27 protein-coding genes and 1 pseudogene are annotated in these 25,525 nt (G+C 33.6%); 11 read left to right on the top strand and 17 right to left on the bottom strand.

Annotation, left to right across the window (positions count from 1 at the left end; genetic code table 11):
* Positions 1–6 precede the first annotated feature (6 nt).
* Complete coding sequence (locus HMPREF2580_RS01285) at positions 7–825, bottom strand: NmrA/HSCARG family protein (RefSeq protein ID WP_070830126.1); 819 nt, start codon at positions 823–825, stop codon at positions 7–9.
* 12 nt (positions 826–837) lie between these two features.
* Entirely contained in the window at positions 838–1,137 is a 300-nt protein-coding gene (locus tag HMPREF2580_RS01280) for a DUF2316 family protein (RefSeq protein ID WP_070830125.1), read from the bottom strand.
* A gap of 130 nt (positions 1,138–1,267) precedes the next feature.
* Between HMPREF2580_RS01280 and HMPREF2580_RS01275 the strand changes: the two genes are divergently transcribed.
* From HMPREF2580_RS01275 to HMPREF2580_RS01250, 6 genes are all read left to right on the top strand, one after another.
* Positions 1,268–1,810, top strand: a complete 543-nt coding sequence (locus HMPREF2580_RS01275; RefSeq protein WP_070830124.1) for a TetR/AcrR family transcriptional regulator — start codon at positions 1,268–1,270, stop codon at positions 1,808–1,810.
* 14 nt (positions 1,811–1,824) lie between these two features.
* Positions 1,825–2,529, top strand: coding sequence for an SDR family NAD(P)-dependent oxidoreductase (locus HMPREF2580_RS01270; protein ID WP_070830123.1), 705 nt, complete (start codon positions 1,825–1,827; stop codon positions 2,527–2,529).
* A 110-nt stretch (positions 2,530–2,639) separates the two neighbouring features.
* Positions 2,640–3,644: an amidohydrolase family protein gene (locus HMPREF2580_RS01265; protein ID WP_070830122.1), complete on the top strand. Its 1,005-nt coding sequence runs from the start codon at positions 2,640–2,642 to the stop codon at positions 3,642–3,644.
* A gap of 25 nt (positions 3,645–3,669) precedes the next feature.
* Positions 3,670–4,506, top strand: coding sequence for an alpha/beta fold hydrolase (locus tag HMPREF2580_RS01260; RefSeq protein WP_070830121.1), 837 nt, complete (start codon positions 3,670–3,672; stop codon positions 4,504–4,506).
* Between the two features lie 34 nt (positions 4,507–4,540).
* The gene (locus tag HMPREF2580_RS01255; protein WP_070830120.1) at positions 4,541–5,161 is read left to right on the top strand and encodes a nuclear transport factor 2 family protein; all 621 of its coding nucleotides are present in this window, start codon (positions 4,541–4,543) and stop codon (positions 5,159–5,161) included.
* 190 nt (positions 5,162–5,351) lie between these two features.
* A complete protein-coding gene (locus HMPREF2580_RS01250; protein ID WP_070830119.1) occupies positions 5,352–6,296 on the top strand; it encodes an amidohydrolase family protein in 945 nt (314 codons plus the stop codon).
* Between the two features lie 72 nt (positions 6,297–6,368).
* On the opposite strand, the gene HMPREF2580_RS01245 is transcribed toward HMPREF2580_RS01250, so the two are convergent.
* The gene (locus tag HMPREF2580_RS01245) at positions 6,369–7,226 is read right to left on the bottom strand and encodes a fructosamine kinase family protein (RefSeq protein ID WP_070830118.1); all 858 of its coding nucleotides are present in this window, start codon (positions 7,224–7,226) and stop codon (positions 6,369–6,371) included.
* 228 nt (positions 7,227–7,454) lie between these two features.
* On the opposite strand from HMPREF2580_RS01245, the gene HMPREF2580_RS01240 reads away from it, so the two are divergent.
* The gene (locus HMPREF2580_RS01240) at positions 7,455–8,519 is read left to right on the top strand and encodes a quinone-dependent dihydroorotate dehydrogenase (RefSeq protein WP_070830117.1); all 1,065 of its coding nucleotides are present in this window, start codon (positions 7,455–7,457) and stop codon (positions 8,517–8,519) included.
* 183 nt (positions 8,520–8,702) lie between these two features.
* Positions 8,703–8,924: a hypothetical protein gene (locus HMPREF2580_RS01235; protein ID WP_119520833.1), complete on the top strand. Its 222-nt coding sequence runs from the start codon at positions 8,703–8,705 to the stop codon at positions 8,922–8,924.
* 78 nt (positions 8,925–9,002) lie between these two features.
* Here HMPREF2580_RS01235 and HMPREF2580_RS01230 read toward each other — a convergent pair whose 3' ends face one another.
* Both HMPREF2580_RS01230 and HMPREF2580_RS01225 read right to left on the bottom strand, forming a co-directional pair.
* Complete coding sequence (locus HMPREF2580_RS01230) at positions 9,003–9,719, bottom strand: epoxyqueuosine reductase QueH (RefSeq protein ID WP_070830116.1); 717 nt, start codon at positions 9,717–9,719, stop codon at positions 9,003–9,005.
* 159 nt (positions 9,720–9,878) lie between these two features.
* A complete protein-coding gene (locus HMPREF2580_RS01225; RefSeq protein WP_070830115.1) occupies positions 9,879–10,379 on the bottom strand; it encodes a hypothetical protein in 501 nt (166 codons plus the stop codon).
* A gap of 166 nt (positions 10,380–10,545) precedes the next feature.
* On the opposite strand from HMPREF2580_RS01225, the gene HMPREF2580_RS01220 reads away from it, so the two are divergent.
* Complete coding sequence (locus tag HMPREF2580_RS01220) at positions 10,546–10,995, top strand: VOC family protein (protein ID WP_002444416.1); 450 nt, start codon at positions 10,546–10,548, stop codon at positions 10,993–10,995.
* 127 nt (positions 10,996–11,122) lie between these two features.
* Here the strand turns inward: HMPREF2580_RS01220 and HMPREF2580_RS01215 are convergent, their stop codons facing one another.
* The gene (locus tag HMPREF2580_RS01215; protein ID WP_070830114.1) at positions 11,123–11,716 is read right to left on the bottom strand and encodes a TetR/AcrR family transcriptional regulator; all 594 of its coding nucleotides are present in this window, start codon (positions 11,714–11,716) and stop codon (positions 11,123–11,125) included.
* 150 nt (positions 11,717–11,866) lie between these two features.
* Between HMPREF2580_RS01215 and HMPREF2580_RS01210 the strand changes: the two genes are divergently transcribed.
* Positions 11,867–13,549 carry a CocE/NonD family hydrolase gene (locus HMPREF2580_RS01210; protein WP_070830113.1) on the top strand — a complete coding sequence of 561 codons (1,683 nt, stop codon included), beginning with the start codon at positions 11,867–11,869 and terminating at the stop codon, positions 13,547–13,549.
* A 93-nt stretch (positions 13,550–13,642) separates the two neighbouring features.
* Here HMPREF2580_RS01210 and HMPREF2580_RS01205 read toward each other — a convergent pair.
* The 8 genes and pseudogenes from HMPREF2580_RS01205 to panB form a co-directional block, all read right to left on the bottom strand.
* A pseudogene (locus HMPREF2580_RS01205) lies at positions 13,643–14,964 on the bottom strand (zinc ribbon domain-containing protein).
* Positions 14,964–15,968: a zinc ribbon domain-containing protein gene (locus HMPREF2580_RS01200; protein ID WP_070830112.1), complete on the bottom strand. Its 1,005-nt coding sequence runs from the start codon at positions 15,966–15,968 to the stop codon at positions 14,964–14,966. Before HMPREF2580_RS01200 ends, HMPREF2580_RS01205 begins: the two are co-directional and overlap by 1 nt.
* 216 nt (positions 15,969–16,184) lie before the next feature.
* The gene (locus HMPREF2580_RS01195) at positions 16,185–17,579 is read right to left on the bottom strand and encodes a TcaA second domain-containing protein (protein WP_070830111.1); all 1,395 of its coding nucleotides are present in this window, start codon (positions 17,577–17,579) and stop codon (positions 16,185–16,187) included.
* Positions 17,580–18,011, bottom strand: coding sequence for a hypothetical protein (locus tag HMPREF2580_RS12415; protein ID WP_256326275.1), 432 nt, complete (start codon positions 18,009–18,011; stop codon positions 17,580–17,582).
* A complete protein-coding gene (locus tag HMPREF2580_RS12410; protein ID WP_256326274.1) occupies positions 17,975–18,496 on the bottom strand; it encodes a zinc ribbon domain-containing protein in 522 nt (173 codons plus the stop codon). The genes HMPREF2580_RS12415 and HMPREF2580_RS12410 overlap by 37 nt, the downstream gene beginning before the upstream one ends.
* A 166-nt stretch (positions 18,497–18,662) precedes the next feature.
* Entirely contained in the window at positions 18,663–19,046 is a 384-nt protein-coding gene (gene panD, locus HMPREF2580_RS01185) for an aspartate 1-decarboxylase (protein WP_070830110.1), read from the bottom strand.
* A complete protein-coding gene (panC, locus tag HMPREF2580_RS01180; protein WP_070830109.1) occupies positions 19,043–19,900 on the bottom strand; it encodes a pantoate--beta-alanine ligase in 858 nt (285 codons plus the stop codon). Before panC ends, panD begins: the two co-directional genes overlap by 4 nt.
* Positions 19,893–20,711 (bottom strand): 3-methyl-2-oxobutanoate hydroxymethyltransferase, encoded by an 819-nt coding sequence (gene panB / locus HMPREF2580_RS01175; RefSeq protein ID WP_070830108.1) that lies wholly within the window; start codon positions 20,709–20,711, stop codon positions 19,893–19,895. The genes panC and panB overlap by 8 nt, the downstream gene beginning before the upstream one ends.
* A gap of 75 nt (positions 20,712–20,786) precedes the next feature.
* Between panB and HMPREF2580_RS01170 the strand changes: the two genes are divergently transcribed.
* On the top strand, positions 20,787–21,662 hold the full coding sequence (locus HMPREF2580_RS01170) for an oxidoreductase (protein WP_037541693.1): 876 nt from the start codon (positions 20,787–20,789) through the stop codon (positions 21,660–21,662).
* 63 nt (positions 21,663–21,725) lie between these two features.
* On the opposite strand, the gene budA is transcribed toward HMPREF2580_RS01170, so the two are convergent.
* The 3 genes from budA to HMPREF2580_RS01155 form a co-directional block, all read right to left on the bottom strand.
* Positions 21,726–22,430, bottom strand: coding sequence for an acetolactate decarboxylase (gene budA, locus HMPREF2580_RS01165; RefSeq protein WP_002444431.1), 705 nt, complete (start codon positions 22,428–22,430; stop codon positions 21,726–21,728).
* A gap of 132 nt (positions 22,431–22,562) precedes the next feature.
* Positions 22,563–24,227: an acetolactate synthase AlsS gene (gene alsS / locus HMPREF2580_RS01160; RefSeq protein ID WP_070830107.1), complete on the bottom strand. Its 1,665-nt coding sequence runs from the start codon at positions 24,225–24,227 to the stop codon at positions 22,563–22,565.
* A gap of 61 nt (positions 24,228–24,288) precedes the next feature.
* Positions 24,289–25,239: an L-lactate dehydrogenase gene (locus tag HMPREF2580_RS01155; protein WP_002444435.1), complete on the bottom strand. Its 951-nt coding sequence runs from the start codon at positions 25,237–25,239 to the stop codon at positions 24,289–24,291.
* Between the last annotated feature and the right edge of the window lie 286 nt (positions 25,240–25,525).

Raw genomic sequence — 25,525 nt, 5'->3', positions numbered from 1 at the left:
GAAAGTCTAAAAATCTACTTCGACAATCCATTTATCGAGTGTTAAACGCGTTGGGTTGATACGTTCCATTTGTACAAAATCAATAACATATCCTTTTTCTTCAAGCCAACTTCTCTCAGCAGTACCACTTGTAAATGCCCCTTCAATTTCTGTAGGTTTGCCTGTCACCGTCGCAAATGTTTTCACTACTTCATTTAAAGTAAGTTCATCAGAAGCAATTTCTAATTCTTGATGATTGTATGATTCTGCATCTTCGAATAATGTGGATGCAATTTTAGCAATATCAATGGAAGAAATCATTGCAAATTTCACATTTGGATTAATAAACTCTGGTATTTTAATTTCTCCATTTTCTACTTTAGTGATTCTTAAGAAATTATCCATAAAGAATGAAGGTTTGATAATTGTAAAATTTAAACGTGATGCTTTGATTTTATTTTCCAATTGGGCTAAAGCTTCAAAATGCGGGCCAGTTCTATCGCGGTTCACTCCACCAGCCGTACTATAAACTACATAATTGATCCCTTGTCTTTCGGCCGTATCAATAATCATTTCACCTTGTCTTAACTCTTCTTCAACATTATCCGGAATAATTGGCTGTACACTATACAATCCATACTGATCTTGCATTGCTTGAGCCAAACTATCTTCGTTGCTTAAATCTCCCTCGAAGATTTCAAGATGCTCATTCTTAATAGACGTTAATTTCTCATTATTTTTATTTCTTGTAAAAGCACGCACATGCCAACCATCTTCTAACAATTGTTTCACAACAGCGTTACCTTGTTTACCAGTTGCTCCAATTACTAAAATACTTTTTGTCATTTTATCTCTCTCCTATTGTAAAAACCAATAATCTTCTTTTTCACCTTTTAAATAAGTATATTCTTCAGGCGTATCTCCATTTTCTTTAATATTCGAATTGATTACATCACGAATATCCCAAACGAGATGAATAAATCTTTGAAGTTGATTACCAAAGAATCCATTTGGTGCATTCATGTTCAATACCTTTTCCACTTCTTCTACTGAAATACTCATTTTATTTGCAATATCTTCCATACTTAACGTCGATTCATTGAAATGTTCTTGTAATTCTATAGCAGTGATACGTCTTTGTTCTTTATTTAATGACATGAGTCAATCACTCACTTTCGTATAATTTCATTGTTATATAGTCTCTTATTTGATTTCGTATTTAGCATGACTTATAATAAACGGAGCATTATCCGTTTGTCAATAATTATTAATTAAGAAGGTGAATGTATTGCGAAAAGATGCTTTAGAAAATCGTCAACGCATAGAAGAAAAAGCCATTGAGTTATTTAAAAAACATGGTGTTGATACCGTCAGCATGAATAGAATTTCTAAAGAACTAGGAATTGGTATGGGTACGCTTTATCGTCATTTTAAAGATAAAAGTGATTTATGCTATCACATTATCGAACATGATTTTGATGAAATTATCCATCAAATGAAGCGTGTAGCCTCGACTTCTCATTCTAAAGAAGAGATTATGAAACAATCCCTAGATGTTTTTCTTAAATTTAAATTTGAAAATAGTGATTTATTAAATTGTATTGAGGAAAGTAATACTAAGACTCAATTTCATCATAGCCAATTTTTCTCTGACTTATTCGATTTCTATTATGATTTATTTCATGACGGTCATGAGAAAAGATGGGCTACATTCAAAACGGATATGCTATTAAAGTCTTTATCTACAAAGGCTTATGAAATTCAAAGAAGTAAAAGACAACTTTCAAATAACGAAATTAGAGATAACTTAATTAGACTATATTTAAATTAATCGAGGTGTTTGAAATGGATAGAGTAACGTTAATTACTGGTGGAAATAAAGGTTTAGGATATGAGGCAGCTAAAGAATTAAAAGCGAAAGGCTATAAAGTTTATATTGGATCAAGAAATGAAGAACGTGGTCAAAAAGCTTCTAAAGAATTAGGTGTTGATTACGTACAACTTGATGTTAGCGATGATGAGTCAGTTCAACAAGCTTTCAAAACCCTTTCCGAAAAAGAAGGACGTGTCGATGTACTTATTAATAATGCTGGTATTTCAGGCGGATTTGCCAAAGTAGCCGACATAACTGTAGAAGATGTTGAAAAAGTTTATAACACAAATGTCTTCGGTATCGTTCGAATGATGAATACATTTATCCCATTACTAGAGCAATCACAACAGCCTGTAGTCGTTAATGTAAGCAGTGGTTTAGGTTCATTCGGTATGGTGACAAATCCTGATAAAGCTGAATCAAAAGTAAATTCCCTCGCTTATTGTTCTTCAAAATCAGCGGTGACAATGTTGACTTTACAATATTCTAAAGGTCTTCCACACATGCAAATTAATGCTGCAGACCCAGGTTCAACTAACACTGATTTGGTTGGAGACTTCAGCAACAACTCTAAACCAGCATCAGAAGGCGTCAAACCAATTGTTGAACTCGCCACAATCAATGCTGATGGTCCAACTGGCACATTTATCGACGGTGACGGCCCAATGCCTTGGTAATTTTGCATGTGTTTGTTTCTATCTTTAATGGGAAAAACGTAGTGCATTAAATGTAAATCGCACATAATAATCACAAAAAATTAGTTTTATCAATCTCTGGAGGATTTCAAGTGAAAAGTATTAATTTTGAAGAACATTACGTCGTTGATGACATTCAGAAAGAAACAATGAAGTATATGTCTTCAGACTCTAACGGTGTTCCAATGCAAACCATGCTAAAAGGTCTAGAACAAAAATCAGGCTTTACGAATGCAGATGATATTACAAAACATGATGAGCGTATCAAATTTATGGATGAACATGATGTTGAAATGCAAGTATTGTCATATGGTAATGGTGCACCTTCCAATTTAGAAGGTTCGCGTGCCATCGAACTATGTCAACAAGCCAATGATACATTAGCAAAATATGTTAACGAACATCCAGATAGATTTGTTGGATTTGCCACATTACCTATCAACGAACCTCAAGCAGCAGTTGAAGAATTCAAACGTTGCATTAAAGAATTAGGTTTTAAAGGTGCATTAATTATGGGACATCCTAAAAATGGCTTCCTAGATCAAGATCAATACGATGATTTATTTGCAACAGCTGAAGCATTAAATGTACCTATTTACTTACATCCTTCTCCAGTTCAAAGCGATGTCTACCAAGCTTATTATAAAGGTAATTATTCAGATGTAACTGCAGCTACATTCGCTTGTTTTGGTTACGGTTGGCATGTAGATGTAGGTATTCACGCTATACACCTCGTATTATCTGGTGTCTTTGACCGTCATCCTAACTTAAATATGATTATCGGACATTGGGGAGAATTTGTTCCATTCTTCCTTGAACGTATGGATGATATCTTATTTGCTGACCATTTAGAACACCCTATTAGTTATTATTTCAAAAATAATTTCTATATTACGCCAAGCGGAATGTTAACTAAACCACAATTTGATTTAGTCAAAGCAGAAGTCGGTGTCGATCGAATTTTATATTCAGCAGATTACCCTTACGTTGAACCTGATAAATTAGGCACATTCCTAGACGAATTAGATTTGACAGAAGAAGAAAAAGAAAAAATTAGCTATAAAAATGGTGCTAAATTATTAGGCTTAGAAAAATAGATAAACTCAAATGGAGGTTTTTTATATGGAAACTTTAGAATTACAGGGGGCTAAATTACGTTATCACAAAATTGGTAAAGGTCCTGTGCTTATTTTAATTCCTGGTGCAAATGGAACTGGTGACATTTACATGCCACTAGCTAAACAAATCCAAGATCATTTCACAGTGGTTGCAGTCGATCGTCGCGGATATGGTCAAAGCGAATTAACTGAACCGTTACCAGAAGAAGTGTCAAACCCTGACAGTCGCTATCGCGTTAAACGTGATGCTCAAGACATCGCTGAATTAGCGAAATCATTAAGTGATGAACCTGTATACGTGTTAGGTTCAAGTTCAGGTGCCATTGTAGCTATGCACGTTTTAAAAGAACATCCAGATGTTGTGAAACGCATTGCTTTCCACGAACCACCTATCAATACTTTCTTACCAAATGCTAAGTATTGGCAAGATAAAAATGAAGAAATCATCGATATTGCAGTAAATGAAGGCATGCCTCAAGCAATGAAACTTTTCGGTGAAACATTAAAAACAAGTCAACTTGACCAACAATATATGTCTAAACCTGCACAATCTGAAGATGATGCAGAAAGTAAAAAACGCTTTGAAGAAATGCTAGGTTGGTTCAAATATGAAATACGCCAATACACTGAATCTGATATTTCTATTGAGGATTTAAATCAACATAAAGATATAATTACGCTATTAAATGGTACAGACTCTAAAGGTTCTTTCCCTCAAGAAGTAAACTTCTTCATTAAAGATGAAACTGGAATTGAAATTGTTGATATTCCTGGCGGTCACTTAGGTTATATTCAGAAACCTGAAGGCTTTGCTGAAGTTTTATTAAACATTTGGGGTTAATCCGTTTTAGAAGTATAAAAAGGAGTTTGATTCAATGCTATTTGAACGAAATAAACCTTATACCAACGAAACTTTATTGGATAAGGAAAATATTTTAGAGTTAATTCAATTTGAACGTTTCTGTAGAGACAATGCTTTATGGGATAGTATGAGAAGCTGCTTTGCAGAAGATTCTCGTGTAAATATTTCATGGTTTGATGGTACAGGTGAAGAATTTGTCACATCTTCTGAAGAAATGAATCGCTATGCTCCACATCAAATTTATAATACGCAAATGTGGATAAATGACAATCGTGCTATCGCTATGATGCAAGCTACAATACAATTTCGAGTTGATATCAAAAACGTTGAAATGCAATTAGATTCTGACGCTAAAATTATTTATAGTCTCGAAAAAAATGAAGAAGGCATTTGGTTAATTAAAGGTTTAGGTTCCATTTATGAAAAAGATAAATTAACACCTGTGATACCAACTACTATTAATTTACCTGACTCAGACTTTGAAGGATATCGTAAAAGTTATGCTTGTTTATCCTATGCACTCAATGAACTCGGTTATGACGTTAATCATGACTTACCAGGTATTGATCGACCAGAGGCAGTTAATAAATATTACGAACAGCTCGATCATTGGTTAACTCAAAATGAAGAATAAGCAATAAGACAGAAATATCATTTAGAAAAATTATTTTCACTATCCCAATCGTAGAAACTACAAAGTTAAATGTAATAAATAAAAAGGGCATCCGCCTCATTACGGTATAGAACGAGTGGCGAGATCTTGGCTCCTCGTCTCGTTCCCGTAAGAAAGCGTGATGTCCGAAACTTAAAAGGAAGTATATAGAATGAAAAAGATAGATTTACATGCACATTATATTTCTCCTGGCTTTAGTCAATTTCTTGATGATTACTTTGATGGCAAAGGTGATGGCGTGAAGACACCCCCATTTTCACCAGAATCATATATCAATTTAATGAAAGAACAGGATATTGAATATGGTGTCTTATCCATTTCAAGTCCACACATCAGTGCTGCACCAGATGACAAAATGTTAGAACTTGCAGAGGAAGTTAACACATACGCAGCCGACATCACTCAACAATACAGCGATCAAATTGGATTCTTCGCTACTTTACCGTTACCGCTCGCAGAAGAAAGCGTCAATACAATAGACAAAGCGTTAGATGACCAACAAGCTTTAGGCTTTACATTGCCTACCAATGCACGTGGCGTCTATTTAGGTGATGAACGCTTAGACCCAGTTCTTGAAAAGTTAAATGAACGTCAAGCTACAGTTGCTATTCATCCTAACGAACCAAAACCTGCGATTAAAGCAATGAGCGAGGAAGTTCCGCCACCATTAATGGAATTTATCTTTGATACGACACGTACAATTATTTATATGAGTCAGAAGAATGTCTTTAGTAAATATCCTAATATTAAATGGATTGTCCCTCATTGCGGTGCATTACTACCTGTCATCGCTCAACGTGTGGCTATGGGTAATAAGATGTTTGGCTCTGAAAAACAACCCGACGATTTAGAACAAGTGATGAAGAACCTCTACTTCGATTTAGCTGGAAAGGTTTTACCTTATCAATTGCCTACATTATTAGAAATGGTTGATCCAGATAAGATTGTCTATGGTTCTGATGCACCTTATACGACGAATCAAGTCGTCTCAATGTTAGCCAATGAAATAGAATCAACAGATTTAATTACAATTGATTCTAAAATTCATATGTTATATGACAACGGCAAAGCATTATTAGATAAAATGAAATCTTAATTTTCTACAATAACTATCCCCACACAATAGCTAACGTTTTTACCAACGCATCTGTGTGGGGATAGTTAAATATTAATCTAAAATCGTGTCCATCGAGCGATTAACACTGGCCGCATACATGCCACCAAATTTAAGTAAGTGCACCATGAGTAAGTATAATCTATAAAATTCTAATCTCTTTTGAGCACCCTTCGCTAATGGAAAATGCTTTTCATATTCATCATAAAATTCTTCCGTAAAACCACCAAAAACTGTAGTAATTCCTAAGTCAAACTCTCTATCACCATAAAGTGGTGCCGGGTCAAATAAAGCTGGACTTCCATCTGTAAGAAACATATAGTTGCCGCCCCATAAATCGCCATGCAATAAAGAAGATTTACTTTCATGGTTATCCAATTCATTCACCATTACAGTTCTCACTTGTTCATAAACGTTGTTGTCTTCTTCATTCCATAAACCCTTTCGCATGAGTTCATCTCTTAAATGGTCCATTCTTCTATCAATAAAAATTTCTTTCCATGTATCCGTCCATGTATTATCAAATGAAATATCTCCACCTTCATGTGGTAAACTAAAACCAAATTTACCATCGGGTTGCTGTTGACTATGCATTTTCGCAACAAGTTGCCCAAGTTCACGTTGACTTCCACGTCCACCTTCTTCAAGATAACTTAAAATAAGATAGGCATCACCATTGATTTCGCCACTAGCAATCACACGTGGCGCCGTGACTCCAGCATTCTCAAATTCATTCAACCCAGCAATTTCAGCTGCATAGAATGACTCAGGTCTATGACGCTGAACAAGTAAAAAGAAAATGTCATCTTCAGTTGTAGTCACTTTAAACGCTTCATTAACATCTCCACCACTTACAGGCGAGATATCCTTAATTCCTTCTAAAGGTAGTTCTTCTTTCCATTCTGCTTTCATGCTTTCACCTTCCTAAGAAGTTTATCGTTATTCCTTATTATATTTCCTATTCTGTAGATGATTAATCTCAACTTCAACTTTATACTTTGTAATTAAGTCAATTTTTTAACTTTCACTAATTTAACTATGAAAATATTTATTAAAATGCTAGTCTATTAAAAGAATGGATTTCAAATATATTAAGTTGGGGATAGTAAGCCTCAAATATAATGAAATAGGAGCGTTATCATGTATAAATTAGTTAAACCTTTCTTATTTAAACTAGATCCTGAGCGTGCACATGGAATGACCATTGATGCCCTCAAAACAGTGCAAAAATTTCCAATCATGTATTCAATCATGGATAAACTTTTCAATTATAGTAATCCTATACTTGCTCAAACAATCCATGGCATCAAATTCAATAATCCTATAGGACTTGCTGCTGGATTTGATAAATCTTGCGAAGTACCTAAGGCCTTAGAACATGTTGGTTTTGGCGCAATTGAATTAGGTGGTATTACACCTAAGCCTCAACCAGGTAATCCAAAGCCACGTATGTATCGTTTAGTTGAAGATAATGCATTAATTAATCGCATGGGTTTCAATAATATTGGTATGAACAAAGCGCTTAGTCATTTACGACGTCATGCCTACACTATTCCAGTTGGCATAAATGTTGGCGTGAATAAGAAGACGTCATACGAAGACCGCTATCAAGACTATATTAAAGTAATTGACACATTTAAGAATGACGTCACTTTCTTTACTGTAAATATTAGCTCTCCAAATACTGAGAATTTACAGAATTTCCATGACAAAGATGAATTTTCAATGCTTTGTGAAGCTATAACTCATTTTAAATCTGAAAATGAAATCAATGTACCTATATTCTTAAAATTAACTTCAGACATGGAATTAGAAGGTTTCAAAAACATCTTACCGTCAATTACGAAAACGTTTGACGGTGTTATCCTTGCCAATACAACGCGACAACGTGATGGATTAACTTCAGATAATAAAACTGAAGAAGGTGGATTAAGTGGTAAGCCTTTATTTGAACGCAACTTAAAACTTGTTAAATATGCATATCAAGAGACGCAAGGTAAATTCTTAATTATTGGTACTGGAGGCATCTTTAGTTCAGAAGATGCGATTAAAATGTTAAGAAACGGTGCATCATTATTACAAATTTATTCTTCTTTAGTCATTGAAGGTCCAGGTTTAACTAAGAAAATAAATAAAGAAATTGCACAGTATCTAACTGAAAATAACTATCATAATGTAAGTGATATTATTGGTTTAGATGCATAATTAAATAATCTGTTAGTCGTAAATTCATATTAATTATATTTAACCTTTAAAAAATTCTTTACATATATTTAAAACGTTTTATACTGTAATAAAAATATGTGTTTCATGAATTTAGGAGGCATAAAGATGAGTGACGAGAACAAAGATAAAAATGAACAAGTGAAGCAAGAGACATCGACTGAAATGCCTAAGCAACATGAGGATAATGAAGATGAACGACAAGGTTTAAACGGTTATCGAAAAACAGATTTAGACTTAGAAATTGAACGCGAATTACGTGAAATGATGGAAACAGGCGAATCAGAGAAACAAACTGAGAGCAAAAAGTTTAAGATATTCTCACTTTTATCAATGATTGTTATCGCAGGTTTAGCCATATTTAGATTTATTCATAAAATGATGTAATGCTATAGAAAATCCCAAACGTAGAGAAGTAGCCTATACTAAAAAGCTCATTTCCTTCTACATTTGGGATTTTTATCGTTAAAACTGTTGTAAAAATGCATTTGCTTCTTTATTAATTTGTTTAAAATCAATGCCTTGTTTCATGGCTGCAAAGACACAACCACAATAACACTGTCTAAATATATTGTAGTCTTTACATATTTCAATAGAGCGTTCATATCCTTTATTCTTTTTGAAGTCACTCGGCAGATATTTAACATTATAGATATTTTGAACATCCATACCTAACTCGTTAATGAGTTGCGCGTTCTTTTTAGGAGAGAGCGTGATGGCACTTCCGAAATAATCATAACCATATTTGACTGCCGCTTGCGCTACAATTTCTAAGCGCATTTCAAAGCATGCTGTACATCGTAGCCCTCCCTCAGGTTCTTCAGTAAGCCCCTTTTCTTTAGCCATTTTCATAAATTCATGTGGTTTATATTCCGCTTCAATGTATTCCACATTGGCGCCTGTCTTTTCATTAAAATCCTTTACAAATTGTTCTTGAACTTTAGCACGTCTCAAATACTCACTCTTAGGATGAATATTAGGATTAGCAAAGTAAATCGCAATATCTGCATATTGTGTAAGAAATTCCAAAGTATAAGTACTACATGGTGCACAACAACTATGTAATAAAATTCGTGGACGCTCCCCTTCACGTTCCCACTGAGATATCATTTTTCTCAAAACTCTATCGTAATTGATTTTCTGATTTTTCATTTTTGCCAATATTTGATCCGCTTCGATCATGACAAAACCTCCCTTTAATACATCCGGTAAATATAGTTTGACTTTATTATATATTATCAGATGTATAAAGAGAGGCTATTTTAATATTTAATTTTTAAAATACTTAAAAATGAAATTTTCCTGTTAAACATTCATACGCTAGCACTTTATTTTAATCATTCAGTATTCCTTTTTCAGCTTAATAATATACACACAAAACATGAATGCACCAAAAAAGAATCCTGAAATCAATCCATGTAGTATATTATTGGTCCAACTAATAGGATCGTTCCAAAAATAATCTAACATTACCGAAAAGAATGCCATGCAACAACCAAAATAAACCATAAATATAATACTCAGTATTGTGTATCGCTTTACTAATTTCTTATATTCTTTTGGTGAATACGCCGCTTCCTCAAAATATCGGTTCTTACTAAAGTTAAATACGATTATCAAATTAAATATAAAGAACGTAGCAAATATAAGTATCGTTTGTATCGAAATGGTGTGATGATACATATCTATACCTGTAAACACTGCAATTAATATTGCAGTAATTATATAGTATATCCCGAACATGTTTGCTAATTTTTGATTGAGCTCCGATTTTTCTCTTTCATCTTTTTTCGTAGAGGTACTTGTGACCCAATTAAGCATTAAATCATTGAATTTACTCATCTCGTTTCACTCCTCAATATCTTTTCTCAATGTCAAATATATACGACAAGTTCAAATGTGTCAAATATAGCCGACATTTTAATAGTTTTAATTTGAGGACATTCATTTATATTTATAGTATGATCGCTTTAGAAAGAAATTTTGTAAATAAAGGGGTTATAAAAATATGACACAATTACATCCTTATTTATCATTTGAAAAAGCTAAAGATGCTATTGAATACTATGAAGATGTGTTTGGCGCAACAAATGTGAATAGATTAGCAGTTGGAGAAGAGCAAGCTGAGAACTTTGGTTTAACAAAAGATCAAGCTGATGAAGCGACAATGCATGCTGAATTTGAAATATTAGGTGTTAAAATCTTATGTTCTGATTCTTTTGGTCGCGTGGAAAACATTAATAATGGAATATCATTATTAATTGATTATGATGTTAATGATAAAGACGATGCTGAAAGAGTTGAAAATTTCTACGATAGAATTAAAGATCATGAATCTTTAAATATTGAAATGCCTCTTGCTGAACAATTTTGGGGCGGAACAATGGGAGCATTTACGGACAAATATGGTGTACGTTGGATGCTTAACGGCCAAGATTATTCGAAAATGAATAAATAATAAGTTATTCGGAAAAATAACTCCTAAAATGAAGCACTTAAGACTTCTTTTTAGGAGTTTATTTAATTTGATAGGTCAGTTTTACGGGGTTGCGTTTCCCTAGCAGTCAACTTCCCTCTCTGTATTTTCAACTTCTTTTTTCTCTTCTTATAATCGTTGCAGGACCATAATTCACGATTTCATAAAAATGTTGAATCAATGCTTCTTGTGAAATTCTATTTTCATCTTCAACCCAATGACGTATCAATGATAAACCTGCTCCTGAAACATAACTCATAAAATATGGGAATGGAATATCGCCGATTTTGTCATCGTCGTTTACAACATTATTAAGGTGGCCTGTTAATAATTCATATAGTTTCTCATGCAAATTAGAGTCTTTTCCAATATTAAACATCAGTTTATAAAATTCTAGATGCTTTCCTATACTACTAATTACAAATTCCATTGTTTCTCGTAGCTGATTTTCAGAAAAAGTTTCATTATCAAAATGAGTATTTCCTTTTATAAAACTTCGTATCTCATCAATCTTTTCATTTTCCATTTGATCTAATAAATCATATTTATCTAAATAATGTGTATAGAATGTACTTCTGTTAACATCTGCCATATCTGAAATTTCTTGAATTGTAATATCACTAAAGCTTTTCTTGTTGAGCAATGAAATGAGCGCGTCTTTAATAGATGTTTGTGTTTTTCTTACTCTTCTATCTTGAGACATCATGTCACCTTCTATTAATTTCTTTCCACAATTATAAGCAATGTGTTGGATTTTAGACAAACTTAAAGAAATGAGGATTGTTATCTATATTCCCTCTTTGTATGATGAAGATGTATTGAAAATGATTCTCATCAAAGGAAGGGGTAAGCTATGAAACAATTATTAGGAAATCCAAATTTAGAAGTGACTCATGTTAACGATGTAAAATCAGGCACTAACCATATTGTTGTAGACAGCGTACAATATGGTAACCAAGAAATGATCATGGAAAAAGATGTCAAATTTATTATGAAAGATGGCGAAGCGTTATATTTAAATATTTTCAGACCTAACAAAGAAGGACGCTTTCCAGTCGTTATGTCAGCGGACACATATGGGAAAGATAATAAACCTAAAATCACTAATATGGGAGCAAAATGGCCTACATTAGGAAATATAGCGACTTCAAGTTTCACACCAGAAGAGTCTCCAGATCCTGGATTTTGGGTGCCTAATGATTATGTCGTAGTTAAAGTAGCACTGAGAGGTAGCTCTGGTTCAAATGGTGTGTTATCACCTTGGTCAGAACGAGAAGCTAAAGATTATTACGAAGTGATTGAATGGGCTTCACAACAAGAATGGAGCAATGGAAGTGTTGGTACAAATGGTGTTTCTTATCTAGCTGTTACTCAATGGTGGGTCGCATCTCTAAATCCACCTCATTTGAAAGCTATGATTCCTTGGGAAGGTTTAAATGATATGTATCGTGAAATTGCATTCCACGGTGGTATTCCAGATACAGGTTTTTATCGCTTTTGGATTCAAGGTATTTTCGCAAGATGGCCAAATAATCCTAATATAGAAGACTTAATTAAAGCACAAAGTGAGTATCCACTTTTCGATGATTATTGGAAAGCACGCCAAATTCCTCTATCAAATATACGTATTCCTTTATTAACTTGTGCAAGTTGGTCTACACAAGGATTACACAATCGTGGCTCTTTCGAAGGCTTCAAACAAGCAAGCTCAGTTGATAAATGGTTATATATACATGGACGTAAGGAATGGGAAAGTTACTATGCACGTGAAAATCTAGAAAAACAAAAGTCATTCTTCGATTATTATTTAAAAAAAGAAGACAATGATTGGAAAGATACACCTCGTGTGACTTATGAAGTTAGAAATCAATTCTATCAAGGTCATTATCGAGAAGCTTCAAATTTCCCTATTCCAAATACACAATATACTTCTCTATATTTAGAAGGAGAAGACATGTCATTAACTCATGAAGTACCAAATCAAACTCACGTTACAAGTTATCATTCTGAAAAAGATAATGACGAATTTCGATTTACTCATACCTTTTCAGAAGATACAGAAATCACAGGTAATATGAACTTAAAATTGTGGGTTTCAACTGAAGAAACTGACGATATGGATATCTTTACAGGAATCAAAAAACTCAATAAACAGGGTGAAGAAGTTCATTTCCCTGACTTTAACCACATTGAAAATGGACAAGTAGCTACAGGTTGGTTAAGAGTTTCACACCGAGAACTAGATAAAGACAAATCAACCATTGCACAACCTTGGCACAAACATGAACAAGAATTAAAAATTAAAAATGGTGAAATTGTACCTATTGAAATTGAGATATTACCTTCAAGCACATATTTCAAAAAAGGAGAATCTATTGTAGTTGTGATTAAAGGAAATGAAATCATTAAAGGCAATAGCTCTCCAGGTTTAAGCACACGTTATGAACATCATGAAACTGTCAATCAAGGTATCCATCATGTTCATACCGGTGGAAACTATGACTCTCAATTGATTATTCCAATCATACCTCAATAATAAAAAGCACTAACTAAGTCATGCTAAGCCAATTTTGAATTACTCAAATTCTAATTGACTTAGTTGCTTATGTTAGTGCTTTTCTTCTAACTATTAGTAACCTGAACCAACTTCTTCGCCATCTTTATCATATTCGGTAACAAGACCATCTTCTGAATCTACAGTATATGATCCAGCTAAATCACCGTTTTTATCAGTAAATGAGAAGCCCCAATCACCATCATCTGTTTTTTCAGGTTCTTTATAAGTATATTTACTTGTATCTAAATTGTGACCTTCGTATGATTCAACTTTATCGATTACATTATCACGTGTCACTTCTTCAGAATCATCATTAGAGTCTGATTCTGAGTCACTCTCTATATCTTCATCTACATATTTGTCGATTTCATCTTCATCAAATTTCAAATCTACATCTGTTACCCCACCATCATCTTCACTTGCGCTAGCGACATTTACAGAATTAGATTTAAATGTTTTGCCTTCGTATGAACCTTCAGCATGTACTACAACATCTTCATCAGGATCATAAGGACCATACGTTTCTGATGACGATTCATCACCTATTTGTTTGCCGTTTGCATATATTTTCACATTATCCAACATATAACCACCGTCTACAAAGACATTGAAGCGTTTTTGTTTGAATGATTCATATGCATTTGACGTATCATCGCTCATATTTATCACGATTGCGCCGTTAAATTTCTTACCATCCATATTTTTAGTTGCTTTTAAATTATAATTACCAATTGGAAATGTCCCTAACTTCTTCTCTTCATTTTCATTAACTGTAATTGTATGTTTCTCATCATTAAATTGATAAGTCACTTTTCCACTATTACTTGCTAAAAGATTGATAGAATGTTGAGGAACGTCAAATTGATAATTGTCAAAGAATAAATATTTTTTCCATCTTTAGAAATATTTAAAATATTATTTCCGTTTGCATCTACTGAGGAATTTTTATAATAATTATCTTTAACTTCTTTTGTAGTTTGTTCAATGCTATTGCCTACATGAGTTAAATCATCTTCCTCTTTAATATAATTAAGGTATGCACGAGCTTCTTCTTCACTCAAATGACTATTACCAGATGTCACTTCTTTAGATAAAGCTTTCGCATCATCTTGTTTAATTGCATGCGCAATTTGAGACGCTTGCTTTTCTGGTGACAATTGACTTTTCAAAATTAAAAACAGTGCAATCAAAGCTATAATGATTACTGCAACAATAGAAATAATTATCCATGTCTTCTTATTTCCATTATGTGTTGGAGCATGATGATGATTTGAAGTTTGGCGATACTGAGGTTGAGAATGACTTTGATGATGTTGATTGACTGGCGTACCACAATTCGTACAAACTTTCACACCTTCACGTAAGGGTTGACCACAATTACTACAATACTTCATTAGTAATTCATACCTCCTTCAAAAATATCACCTAAACGATCAATTAAGTTTCCGAATATCTGATTAAAGAATGATTCTCCAAAAATACTTATAAATAAGAAAACCACAACGCTAAATATAATTATTCCGTAAAAGCTAGATAGTCGTGTGTCATGATTGGCACTATATTTGGCAATCAAGTACACACCAGAAACTACTAATAATAAGATTGATAATATAAATACTGTTGACGCAAAACGATAAGAATGCGCAAAAAACAATATAATAGAAATAAGTAATACTGCAACGGTCACGCTGTTGATAAGAACATAATCTGAGAGTACTTTTTTAAAGGTAATAGGTTGTCTTACAACTAAACGTGTCACACCATATGTTGCTCCTATGATTACTGCTAAAAAGAGAACAATCCCTAAAAGTATAGATATTACTATGGATCCTTTTGAAGTGCCTATATAAGCGACTTCAGATGGAATCATTGCCCCAATTAAAAGTGCTATCAAAATCAAACCTATGATAAGAAGAGAAAATAATAATTTAAAACTAAACGTATGTTGGCTTTTAATGATTTGATCTGGTGAAACAAATGCGCTTTTAAAGAAACCTTTACTTTCCTCTGTTACTTCTTTAGCTTGTTCACTAAATTGGTTAGGCTGATTAGCTTGTTGTTGTTGTTTATCTTGATAAGAATGATATGACTGTGGATGTGTGTGTTGCTCGTATGTAGAAGTATTGTGATGATGAGGTCTTTGTTGCTCATGAGATACTTGTTGTTGACCTTTATGTTGTGTAGTTGAATGTTGCTCGTTCATGCTTTCAGCGTCGTACATAGACTTGTTATTTCCTGTTGAATCTTGATGTGGTGTTTCGGATTCTGTATGTTCTGCATTTGAAATATCCCTTTCAGCAGAATGCACAGCTTTTGAACGTTTTTCGATTTTATGCCCGCATTCCCCACAGAATAAATCGTCTGGTTCAATTGGATTTCCACATTTCGGACAATGCATAAATGTCCCTCCCATTTTATTTTTTTGAAATCTTTAAAATTATACCATTACATTTATATTGTTATCTACAGTAATTTAAATATTTTTATTGATTCACGTTATTTTAATTTAAAATTTAGTGGTATAGCAACATAAAAAGCCCCTAAGACTATTTTGCTAATGAAAATAATCTTAGAGGCATGATAAAGAATCAACTCATTATCGATTTATAATAAGTTAATGATAGTAACCACTATTTATATGATCCCCATCTATATTACCTTTAGAAATAAATTTTTCTTTAGTAGAAATATAATATATGTAAATTGTTCTTCCTGATTTATCTTTAACATCTATAACAGAGTCGCCCCATTTCATATAAGGATGTAACACATAAGAGTGGTTAGAATCAGAGGGAGCACTTTCATCAAATTGTTTTATTATATCTTTTGCTTCCGAAAGTGTTAAATCTGTTTTCTTCTTTTCTTGATTGTCATTTTCTTTATCATCAGATTTTTCCTTATGTTCTTTATCTTCTTTTTTATCTTTGTTTGAGTCATCTGAATCAGTGTCATCATCATCAAACTTATTTATTTCTTCCGGATCGAATGAGAGCGTGATTGTTTTGTATTCTTCAGTTCCTTCAGGTAATTTTACTTGCTCACGATTTGTTTTAATAAGATGCTTACCAACTTTGCCTTCAAGGTGTACGACCACCTTTTCATCTGAAGTATATGGGCCATACGTTTTATATTCTTCTAATTTACCTTTATCTTTATCGTTAATAAATAATCGTATATCTTTCACTTTATAAGTATTATCTGCTTTGATCATAAACCGTTTTTCTTTAAAATTTTCTTTAACAATTGAGCGAGCGGGTGTCATTAATATCGTTAAATTCCCCTTGAATGTTTTATTACCAACTTGCTTCTTAGATTCAAGCTGGTAATTTCCTAGTGGAAATGTACCTACATGAGCAGTTTCACTTTTCTTCAAATGAATCGTATGCTTTTTCCCTTCATATTCATAATTAATTTTTCCATCATCTTGTGCATACATATCAATTGAATATTTAGGAATATTAAACTCGTAATGATTAAACAAGCCATAACGCTTACCTTTTTTAACAACTTGAATAATTGCTAAATTATTAATACTTACAGTGTGTGTTTTCGTCTTCGATGTATTCATTTTATCAAGACTATCTTTCAAATCTTGCGTTAGTTCACTTAATTTGCCTTCATTTTTCAAAAAACGAAGATATGCTTGTGCTTCACTATCGTCGAGCTTCTTACCGTCAGAAGTTAATAATTTAGAAAGATGACGAGCGTCTTCTTTTTTAAGTGCATCTGAAATTTGATCAACAGTTTGTTCAGGAGAAAGCTGATGTTTCAGAAAAAAGAACAGTGCAATCAGTGTTATCGTGATCATAGCGACGAGAATTGAAATAACAATTAACGGTTTATTCGGCTTCTTAAATTGATACCCATCATGATAACGACCCGGAGGATATGGCTGATGAACTTCATGTTTAGGTGCTGTTTGTGTTATATGACCTATTGGCCTGCCACATCTCGTACAAACTTTATGACTAGGGTTTAAAGGATTTCCACAGTGTTTACAAAACTTCACTTAAATCACTCTTCCAAATAATTTACTAAAGTTTTGCATTAGTGTACCTTCAATGATATTTTGACCAAAAACTAAAATGATAATTGAAAGTACAAATAATAGAATCAAAATTCCATACAAACTTGAAATTCTTGTATTGTATATTGAACTATATTTCGCAAGCATGAATGCTGGTGAAATTGTTAAAAATAAATACATGATGATAATAATCAGCGAAGCAAATTTGTAAGAACTTAACGCAAATAAAAACGCTGAAAGAATTAATAAAGCAACTGTGAATGTATTGATTAATATATAGTCTGAAAATACTTTATTGAACTTAACTTCTGGAAGTATCGTTAATCTGACAACTAAATAAGTGATGCCGATGTGAACGGCTAAGATAATAGCTAAACTCACTGTAAATTTAAATACGATACTAGATTTTGACACTTCAAAAAACCTACTTGGTCTGGAATTAATGCACTAAATAACAAGGCAACTACAGCTAATCCAGCAATGATGAGTATTAAAAGTAATTTAGTACTAAATGTTTGTTCCGTTTTTAAAACTTGATCTGGATGTGTAAAAGCACTTATAAAAAATTGCTTCATTTCATAGAATGTATCTTTATTATTACTTTGTGTACCTTGTTCTAACGGCGTTTCAATACGTTCATGCGTATCATTTTGATTGACTACTGACTGATTGATGTTTTGGTGCTGATGGAATGCTTGTTCCTTTGAATTTGTAGTTACTTCTTCAATTTCCTTTGTTACTTGTGTTTGGATTACACTTTGTTCACCTTGTGCCTCTTTATTTGCAGTTTCTGATGTTGTCTTTGTAGTTTCTGCTACGCTCTCAGGGAGCTTTGTGCCACAGTTGCCACAAAAGACGTCTTCTTGTTGATAGTTCTGACCACATTTAGGACAATTCATAGATGTTTGGACCTCCAATATTAAGATAATTTAGATTATATACTATATTTATATTGCTATCTATATAATTTTATATTTATATAATATTTCTAGAGTAATCCACACTTTTTAACATAAAAAACCGAGCTACTCTATAAGTACCTCGGCGAAGAAAAGTCTATAAATTTTATAAAACTATCGTGTTTTCTTTTTCATAAATCATCTCAACGATGTCATTATTATCATTTAAAACAGCTACTTTAGGTGCATGCGTTTTAATCTCTTCTTCGTTTAATTGTGCATATGTCATAATAATCACAACGTCTCCAACTTCAACTAATCTTGAAGCTGCTCCGTTTAAACAAATCTTGCCGCTCCCTCTTTCACCTGCAATAACATATGTTTCAAATCTAGCGCCATTATTATTATTTACTATTGCTACCTTTTCATTAGGTAGAATATCCACTGCCTCTAAAATGTCAGTATCTATCGTAATACTTCCTACATAATTTAAATTCGACTCCGTAACTCTTGCTCTATGAATTTTAGAATTCATCATCGTTCTAATCAATATTTTTCATCTCCAATTATTATATTATCTATTAAGCGTGCTTTTGAAAATTTCACCGCTAATGAAATAAATATTTGCTCATTAATCCATTCCCTTTCGATTAATTCAGGGTAACTATAAATAGCTACTTCGTCTACATGTCCACTCGTATGGTCATTTAAATAAGAAACTATACTTTGAATGATGACGTCACTTTGTCGTTCGCCTTTATCGTACAATTCACGTGCAAGTTGCAAACTTTTACTCAAATGTACAGCTTCACTACGTTCCTCATTTGTTAAATACACGTTTCGTGAACTTTTAGCTAAACCATCGTCTTCTCTTACAATATCCACACCTACAATTTCAATAGGATGGTTGAAATCTTTAACCATCTTTTCAATAATTGCAAGTTGTTGGGCATCTTTTTTCCCAAAATAAGCAAAGTCAGGACGTACAATATTAAATAATTTATTTACAACTGTAACCACGCCTTCGAAATGACCTGGGCGTTGCGCGCCTTCAAGCACCTCAGCCAAACGGCCTACTTCCAAAGTGATATCTAATTGATCTGGATACATCTCTTCAACGCTCGGATAAAAAACATAATCAACATCTATCGCTTCTACAGCCGCAACATCTTGATCAATTTGACGTGGATAAGCATCAAAGTCCTCATTGGGTCCAAATTGTAATGGGTTAACAAAGACACTAATCACTGTCACATCGTTATCTTCTACTGACATACGCATCATTTTCAAATGACCTTCATGTAATGCTCCCATTGTCGGTACAAAGCCTATTGTTTGTCCTTGTCGATGATATGACTTAACGATGTTTTGCATTTCTTTAATAGTAGTAACGACTTTAGTCATTGGTTTCAACCTCGTCCATAATCTTTTTCTTGTATATGTGTTGTTCTGATGGGAATGTTCCATTTTTAACTTCATCATTATATTGTTTCAAACCTTCAATACCTATTGAAAAGTCAGCAAACTGTTTAACAAATTTAGCTTGGCGATCCACACCATAATTCAACATATCGTGATATACCAATACTTGTCCGTCTGTGTCTTTACCGGCACCAATACCAATCACTGGTATAGTAAGTTTCTCACTAATCACTTGAGCTAAGTCACTTGGAATTGCCTCTAAAACGAGTAATACTGCGCCTGCTTCTTCCATTGCCTTGGCATCTTCAATTAACTGAATAGCTGCTTCTTTCGTGCCACCTTGTAATTTGTAGCCCATCACCCCGACACTTTGAGGAGTTAGTCCTAAATGAGAAACGATTGGAATACCCATACGTGTCGCCTTTTGAATGAAAGAAACAAGATGTGCGCCTTCCACTTTTAATGCATTCGCTTGTGTTTCTTGGTACAAACGTAAAGCATGCTTTAAGTCGTCTTCATCACTTAAACCTACAGTCCCAATAGGCATGTCTACAACTACAAATGTGTCAGGTGCTCCGCGTCTCACTGCCTTACCATGATGAATCATATCTTCTATTGTAACTTGAACTGTACTTTCATAACCTAAAACGGTCATGCCAAGTGAATCTCCAACTAATATCATATCGATATCAGCTTGCTGTGCTTGCTTTGCACTCGGAAAATCATAAGCTGTAACCATAGATAATTTCGTTTGCTCGTGTTTCATCTTCATTAATTGACTTAATGTTTTCAATTCATTTCATCCTTTATTTCCTTTATTATTAGCAATAGTATAATGAATTGCACCAAGAAAGGAAAGAATTATCTCATGACAATTGCTATCATAGGTCCTGGCGCCGTTGGAACAACGATTGCTGCCGAATTAAAAGCGATTTTACCAGAAACGAAACTCATTGGTCGTCGAAAGCAATCGATGACTTATTTCCCGGAAAATACTTCTAAAGCGATAACCATTGATGTTAGTTCTTACGATAACATGAATCAAACATTCGATGTCATTATCATTGCTGTTAAAACACATCAACTCGGCACTGTAATTACACAATTAAAAGCACTCGCACATCCAGATACTTTAATTATTTTAGCGCAAAATGGTTATGGACAAGTGCAACGTATTCCATATCAACATGTTCATCAAGCAGTCGTCTACATTAGTGGTCAAAAAGTAGCAAATCAGGTTACACATTTTCGAGATTATCGTCTTCACGTCCAAGATACGCCAAAGACACGAGAATTAAAAACACTACTTTCTTCTACTAAAATTGAACTTATTTTAGAAAATAATATCGAACATAAAATTTGGTATAAATTACTAGTTAATCTAGGTATTAATTCAATCACTGCGATTGGTCATCAAACTGCTAAAATTTTACAATTGCCAGAAATGAGTCAACTTTGCCGCAACATTCTTGAAGAGGGTCTTAAAGTTGCTCAGTCTGAGGGTATTCATTTTCCAAAGCAAACGGTTGATGACATCATGGCAATTTATAAAGGTTATCCAGACGAGATGGGAACAAGCATGTATTATGACGTCATGAATCAACAACCTTTGGAAGTCGAGGCGATTCAAGGATATATTTATGAACGTGCCCGTTATCATCAACTAGAAACACCCTATCTCGACTCAGTTTATATATTCTTAAAGTCCTATCATCGTCAATTCACACAAACAGAAAGTGAATAAATAGTTATCAAAGCATAAAAAAATCCCAAAGGCGTTATTGATACGTCTTTGGGAATCGAAATATTATTCAGCTTCTCTGATTTCATCTGCAACATCTTTATAGTCGATATGCGCTTCTGTAAATGATTTCGCATTTACAGGGAAATGTTGTTCAAATGTTTCAAAGTTTTGGATTTCGACTTTAACATCATCTACTTCAAAGTCTAGTACATGACCACCATAGTCACGTTCATCACTCGCAAAGTGAATATGGAAACCTGCGGAACCCACACCATGGAATAATTCAGGTGTAAAGAAGCCTACAATTGCACCTTTAATGTCTTCTCTCGTTTCTTCAGGTTGTCTACGTGCTGAGTCAATTAAACGCGTATACGGAGGTTCTTGAGCAGGCATCATACGTACGTGCATTTTCTTAAATTTTCCTGAGATTTTCACTGCAGAAAACATATTTTCGCTTACCATTTGTTCTTTAATTTCCTCAAATATCGCATCTTGGTCTTTATTCGAAGATTGGAATTGGTTATCCGCTTTAAACTGTGTCACAGTGGCATATGGTGTCATTTCATCTCCATTTAACTCAATAAATTCCTTATGTTCATTTGCATGATACGCTTTACCATCTATAAAGATGACCTCACCATTTGAACCAGTAAGCGTGCCAATACCTAAATCTCCATGTTCTAGTAACTCATTGACAGAGGCTGTTCCCTCTAATAAACCTGCCATTAACGTGCCTAACGTGCCGTGTTGATATAATACATTAGTCATTATTCATTTCACTCCTATTAATATTCACTCGTTCTTACACTTTAAGAAACGCAATCTAAAGATTTAAACTTTCTCTTTAGAATGCGTTCTTTTATTTTTGAAAATGATAGTACTATCACATACGTTGTCGAATTAATTTAAAGCATTCGGTAACATGTTTGTAGATAATTTCATATTATCTTCATAGTTCACTGGAATATCGATGACTACGGGACCATCTGTTTCATAACCTTCTTTAATCGCCGCTTCTAATTCTTCTTGATTATAAACACGTAATCCTTTAGCTCCAAATGCTTCAGCATATTTAACGTAATCAACTGGACCAAACTCTACGCCTGAAGAACGTTTATATTTCATTTCTTCTTGGAACTCAACCATGTTGTAGCGTCCATCATTCCAAATTAATTGAATGATATTTAAGTTTTTACGTACCGCTGTTTCTAAATCTTGGGCTGAGAATAAGAAACCACCGTCACCAGCTACTGAAACGACTTGTGTATTTGGACGAACAAGCGCTGCTGAAATAGCCCAAGGAAGTGCAACACCTAATGTTTGCATACCATTACTAAATAATAAATGTCTTGGATTATAGCTTCTAAATTTACGTGCCATCCAAATGTAATGACTTCCTACGTCAACAGTCACTGTTGTATCATCGCTTAGTACCTTTTGCATCGTTTCAATAATTTCAATTGGATGCATCACACCATCTTTGTGTGTAGCTTTAATACCCGTTGCTTCAATGATTTCAGCTCTTAATTTTTCAAGTTCATCTAAATGGTCTTGATTGATGAATGGTTCATCTACATGATTAGAAATTAATTCAATTGTTCCAGCAATATTTCCAATTAATTCTTTAACTGGTTGCATATAATTAGTGATTTCTGCTTGTACTTCATCGATATTAATAATCTTAGTATCTAATTCTTTGTTCCAATTACTTGCTTCATATTCGATTGGATCATAACCAATTGTAACGACTAAATCACTTTTTCTTAATAATTCGTCACCAACTTGGTTTCTGAAAAGACCTACACGTCCGAAGAAATGATTTTCTAATTCTCGACTAATGACACCTGCACCTTGGAATGTTTCAACGACAGGGAGATTTGTTTTTTCAACTAAAAGACGGATAGCTTCCGTTTCTGCTTGGCTTGAACTTCTCATTCCAGCTAAAAGAACTGGGAATTTTGCATTTTTGATTTCATCAATGACTATTTGAACATCTTTTTCAGTTGGTACACCGAGTTGAGGTTGCTGACAAAGCGAAATCGCTTGCGCTTCAACTGGTGCAGAGATAACGTCTTGCGGAATACTAATAAAACTTGCTCCATTTTTGCCTGACGTTGCTGTGCGCATGGCATTTGTCATAACTTCTGATAATGATTCTGGGTCTTGAACTTCTGCGCTGTATTTCGTAGATGATCTTAATAATGATGCATTATCAATACTTTGGTGAGTTAAGCGTAATAAATCATTACGTTTAACTTGACCACCAATTGCTAACACTGGATCACCTTCAGATGTAGCAGTGAGTAAACCAGTTGTTAAATTACTAACTCCAGGGCCACTTGTTACAAGTGTTACTCCCGGTTTACCTGTTAAGCGTCCGATACCTTGTGCCATCATTGCTGCGTTTTGTTCATGACGTGTAACAATCAATTCTGGACCATCATCTTCTAATGCGTCAAATAAGTAATCTATTTTAGCTCCCGGAATACCGAATACGTATTCAACTCCATTATTTTTTAAAGTATCAATTACCATATCTGCTGCTGAATATTGTTTGTCAGCCATTTATTTTCATATCCTTTCAAAAATTTAATTTCCTAGCTATCCTCTTTTAATTTTAAAACATTTACACTAAATGCTTAATTGATTCATATGTTTCTTCTAATGTGTTCACTGATTGATCAAATAATTGTTTTTCATTATCACTTAAAGGTGTTTCATATACTTTAATTGCCCCATTTTGATTAATAAGTGTTGGGACACCTAAATAAACTCCTTTATGTCCATATTCCCCATTTAATTGACTTGACACAGTTAAAACACTATTTTCATTATTTAATAATGCTTTAGAGATTCGTAAAAGTGCTAAAGCAATACCGTAATAAGTAGAGCCTTTAGCTTGGATAATGTCGTAAGCTGCATCTCTTGTATTAACGTATAATTCTTCAGCTTTTGCTTCACTGCCTGTTTGTTCTTTTAAAGTATCAAATACTGAGATACCCGCAACATTAGCTTGTGACCATACAGCCAATTCAGAATCACCATGTTCACCAATAATGCTTGCATGAACGCTAGAAGGTACAACATTTAACTCTTGGCTAATAAGATATCTAAATCTAGCACTATCTAATACTGTTCCTGAACCAATGACGCGTTCTGCTGGTAAACCAGTCACTTCTTTAACATAACGTGTTAAGATATCTACAGGATTCGCTGCGATTAAGAAGAAGCCATCGAAACCACTATCCATCACGCTTGAAACGATACTTTTCATGATTTTTGTATTTTTTTCGACGAGTTGTAAGCGTGTTTCTCCTGGTTTTTGTGGCGCACCAGCTGTAATCACAACTAAATCTGCATCTTTACAATCGCTGTATTCTCCCGCTTTGACTGTAACAGGTGATGCACTATAAAGTGCGCCGTGGTTTAAATCTTTCACGTCAGCTTCCACTTTATCTTTCGCAATATCAATGATGACAAATTCATCTGCTATACCTTGTGTGACCATTGCAAACGCATAGCTAGAACCTACTGATCCATCACCAATTAATACTACTTTTTTACTAAATTTTTTCATTTTAACGAACTCCTTCGAAATAAAGTTACACAATGATGTGCTTAGTTTTATTTTTATAATATTTTCATTAAAATAACTAGAATTTTAATTCTACTTCTTTATATATTCGTCATTTCAGTGACAAATTTGTTACAATTTATACAAAATATAGTATTTAGTGACCAACTTCATTACATTTACAATTATAGTACACAATGAAGTATTAATAAAATACATAATAACGATTATTACTATTCTTAAAAGGAATGGTTCATCTATAGAAAAACGTAATCAGTCATATTACATT

Source organism: Staphylococcus sp. HMSC036D05, assembly GCF_001836225.1.
Lineage (GTDB): Bacteria > Bacillota > Bacilli > Staphylococcales > Staphylococcaceae > Staphylococcus > Staphylococcus caprae.
This window is presented reverse-complemented; position numbering and strand designations above follow the sequence as displayed.

Excerpts from the sequence above, each read along its gene's own strand:
- HMPREF2580_RS01285 (WP_070830126.1), bottom strand. The coding sequence starts at position 825 with ATGACAAAAAGTATTTTAGTAATTGGAGCAACTGGTAAACAAGGTAAC.
- HMPREF2580_RS01280 (WP_070830125.1), bottom strand. The coding sequence starts at position 1,137 with ATGTCATTAAATAAAGAACAAAGACGTATCACTGCTATAGAATTACAA.
- HMPREF2580_RS01270 (WP_070830123.1), top strand. The coding sequence starts at position 1,825 with ATGGATAGAGTAACGTTAATTACTGGTGGAAATAAAGGTTTAGGATAT.
- HMPREF2580_RS01260 (WP_070830121.1), top strand. The coding sequence starts at position 3,670 with ATGGAAACTTTAGAATTACAGGGGGCTAAATTACGTTATCACAAAATT.
- HMPREF2580_RS01255 (WP_070830120.1), top strand. The coding sequence starts at position 4,541 with ATGCTATTTGAACGAAATAAACCTTATACCAACGAAACTTTATTGGAT.
- HMPREF2580_RS01250 (WP_070830119.1), top strand. The coding sequence starts at position 5,352 with ATGAAAAAGATAGATTTACATGCACATTATATTTCTCCTGGCTTTAGT.
- HMPREF2580_RS01245 (WP_070830118.1), bottom strand. The coding sequence starts at position 7,226 with ATGAAAGCAGAATGGAAAGAAGAACTACCTTTAGAAGGAATTAAGGAT.
- HMPREF2580_RS01240 (WP_070830117.1), top strand. The coding sequence starts at position 7,455 with ATGTATAAATTAGTTAAACCTTTCTTATTTAAACTAGATCCTGAGCGT.
- HMPREF2580_RS01235 (WP_119520833.1), top strand. The coding sequence starts at position 8,703 with ATGCCTAAGCAACATGAGGATAATGAAGATGAACGACAAGGTTTAAAC.
- HMPREF2580_RS01230 (WP_070830116.1), bottom strand. The coding sequence starts at position 9,719 with ATGATCGAAGCGGATCAAATATTGGCAAAAATGAAAAATCAGAAAATC.
- HMPREF2580_RS01225 (WP_070830115.1), bottom strand. The coding sequence starts at position 10,379 with ATGAGTAAATTCAATGATTTAATGCTTAATTGGGTCACAAGTACCTCT.
- HMPREF2580_RS01220 (WP_002444416.1), top strand. The coding sequence starts at position 10,546 with ATGACACAATTACATCCTTATTTATCATTTGAAAAAGCTAAAGATGCT.
- HMPREF2580_RS01215 (WP_070830114.1), bottom strand. The coding sequence starts at position 11,716 with ATGTCTCAAGATAGAAGAGTAAGAAAAACACAAACATCTATTAAAGAC.
- HMPREF2580_RS01210 (WP_070830113.1), top strand. The coding sequence starts at position 11,867 with ATGAAACAATTATTAGGAAATCCAAATTTAGAAGTGACTCATGTTAAC.
- HMPREF2580_RS01200 (WP_070830112.1), bottom strand. The coding sequence starts at position 15,968 with ATGCATTGTCCGAAATGTGGAAATCCAATTGAACCAGACGATTTATTC.
- HMPREF2580_RS12410 (WP_256326274.1), bottom strand. The coding sequence starts at position 18,496 with ATGAATTGTCCTAAATGTGGTCAGAACTATCAACAAGAAGACGTCTTT.
- panC (WP_070830109.1), bottom strand. The coding sequence starts at position 19,900 with ATGACTAAAGTCGTTACTACTATTAAAGAAATGCAAAACATCGTTAAG.
- HMPREF2580_RS01170 (WP_037541693.1), top strand. The coding sequence starts at position 20,787 with ATGACAATTGCTATCATAGGTCCTGGCGCCGTTGGAACAACGATTGCT.
- budA (WP_002444431.1), bottom strand. The coding sequence starts at position 22,430 with ATGACTAATGTATTATATCAACACGGCACGTTAGGCACGTTAATGGCA.
- alsS (WP_070830107.1), bottom strand. The coding sequence starts at position 24,227 with ATGGCTGACAAACAATATTCAGCAGCAGATATGGTAATTGATACTTTA.
- HMPREF2580_RS01155 (WP_002444435.1), bottom strand. The coding sequence starts at position 25,239 with ATGAAAAAATTTAGTAAAAAAGTAGTATTAATTGGTGATGGATCAGTA.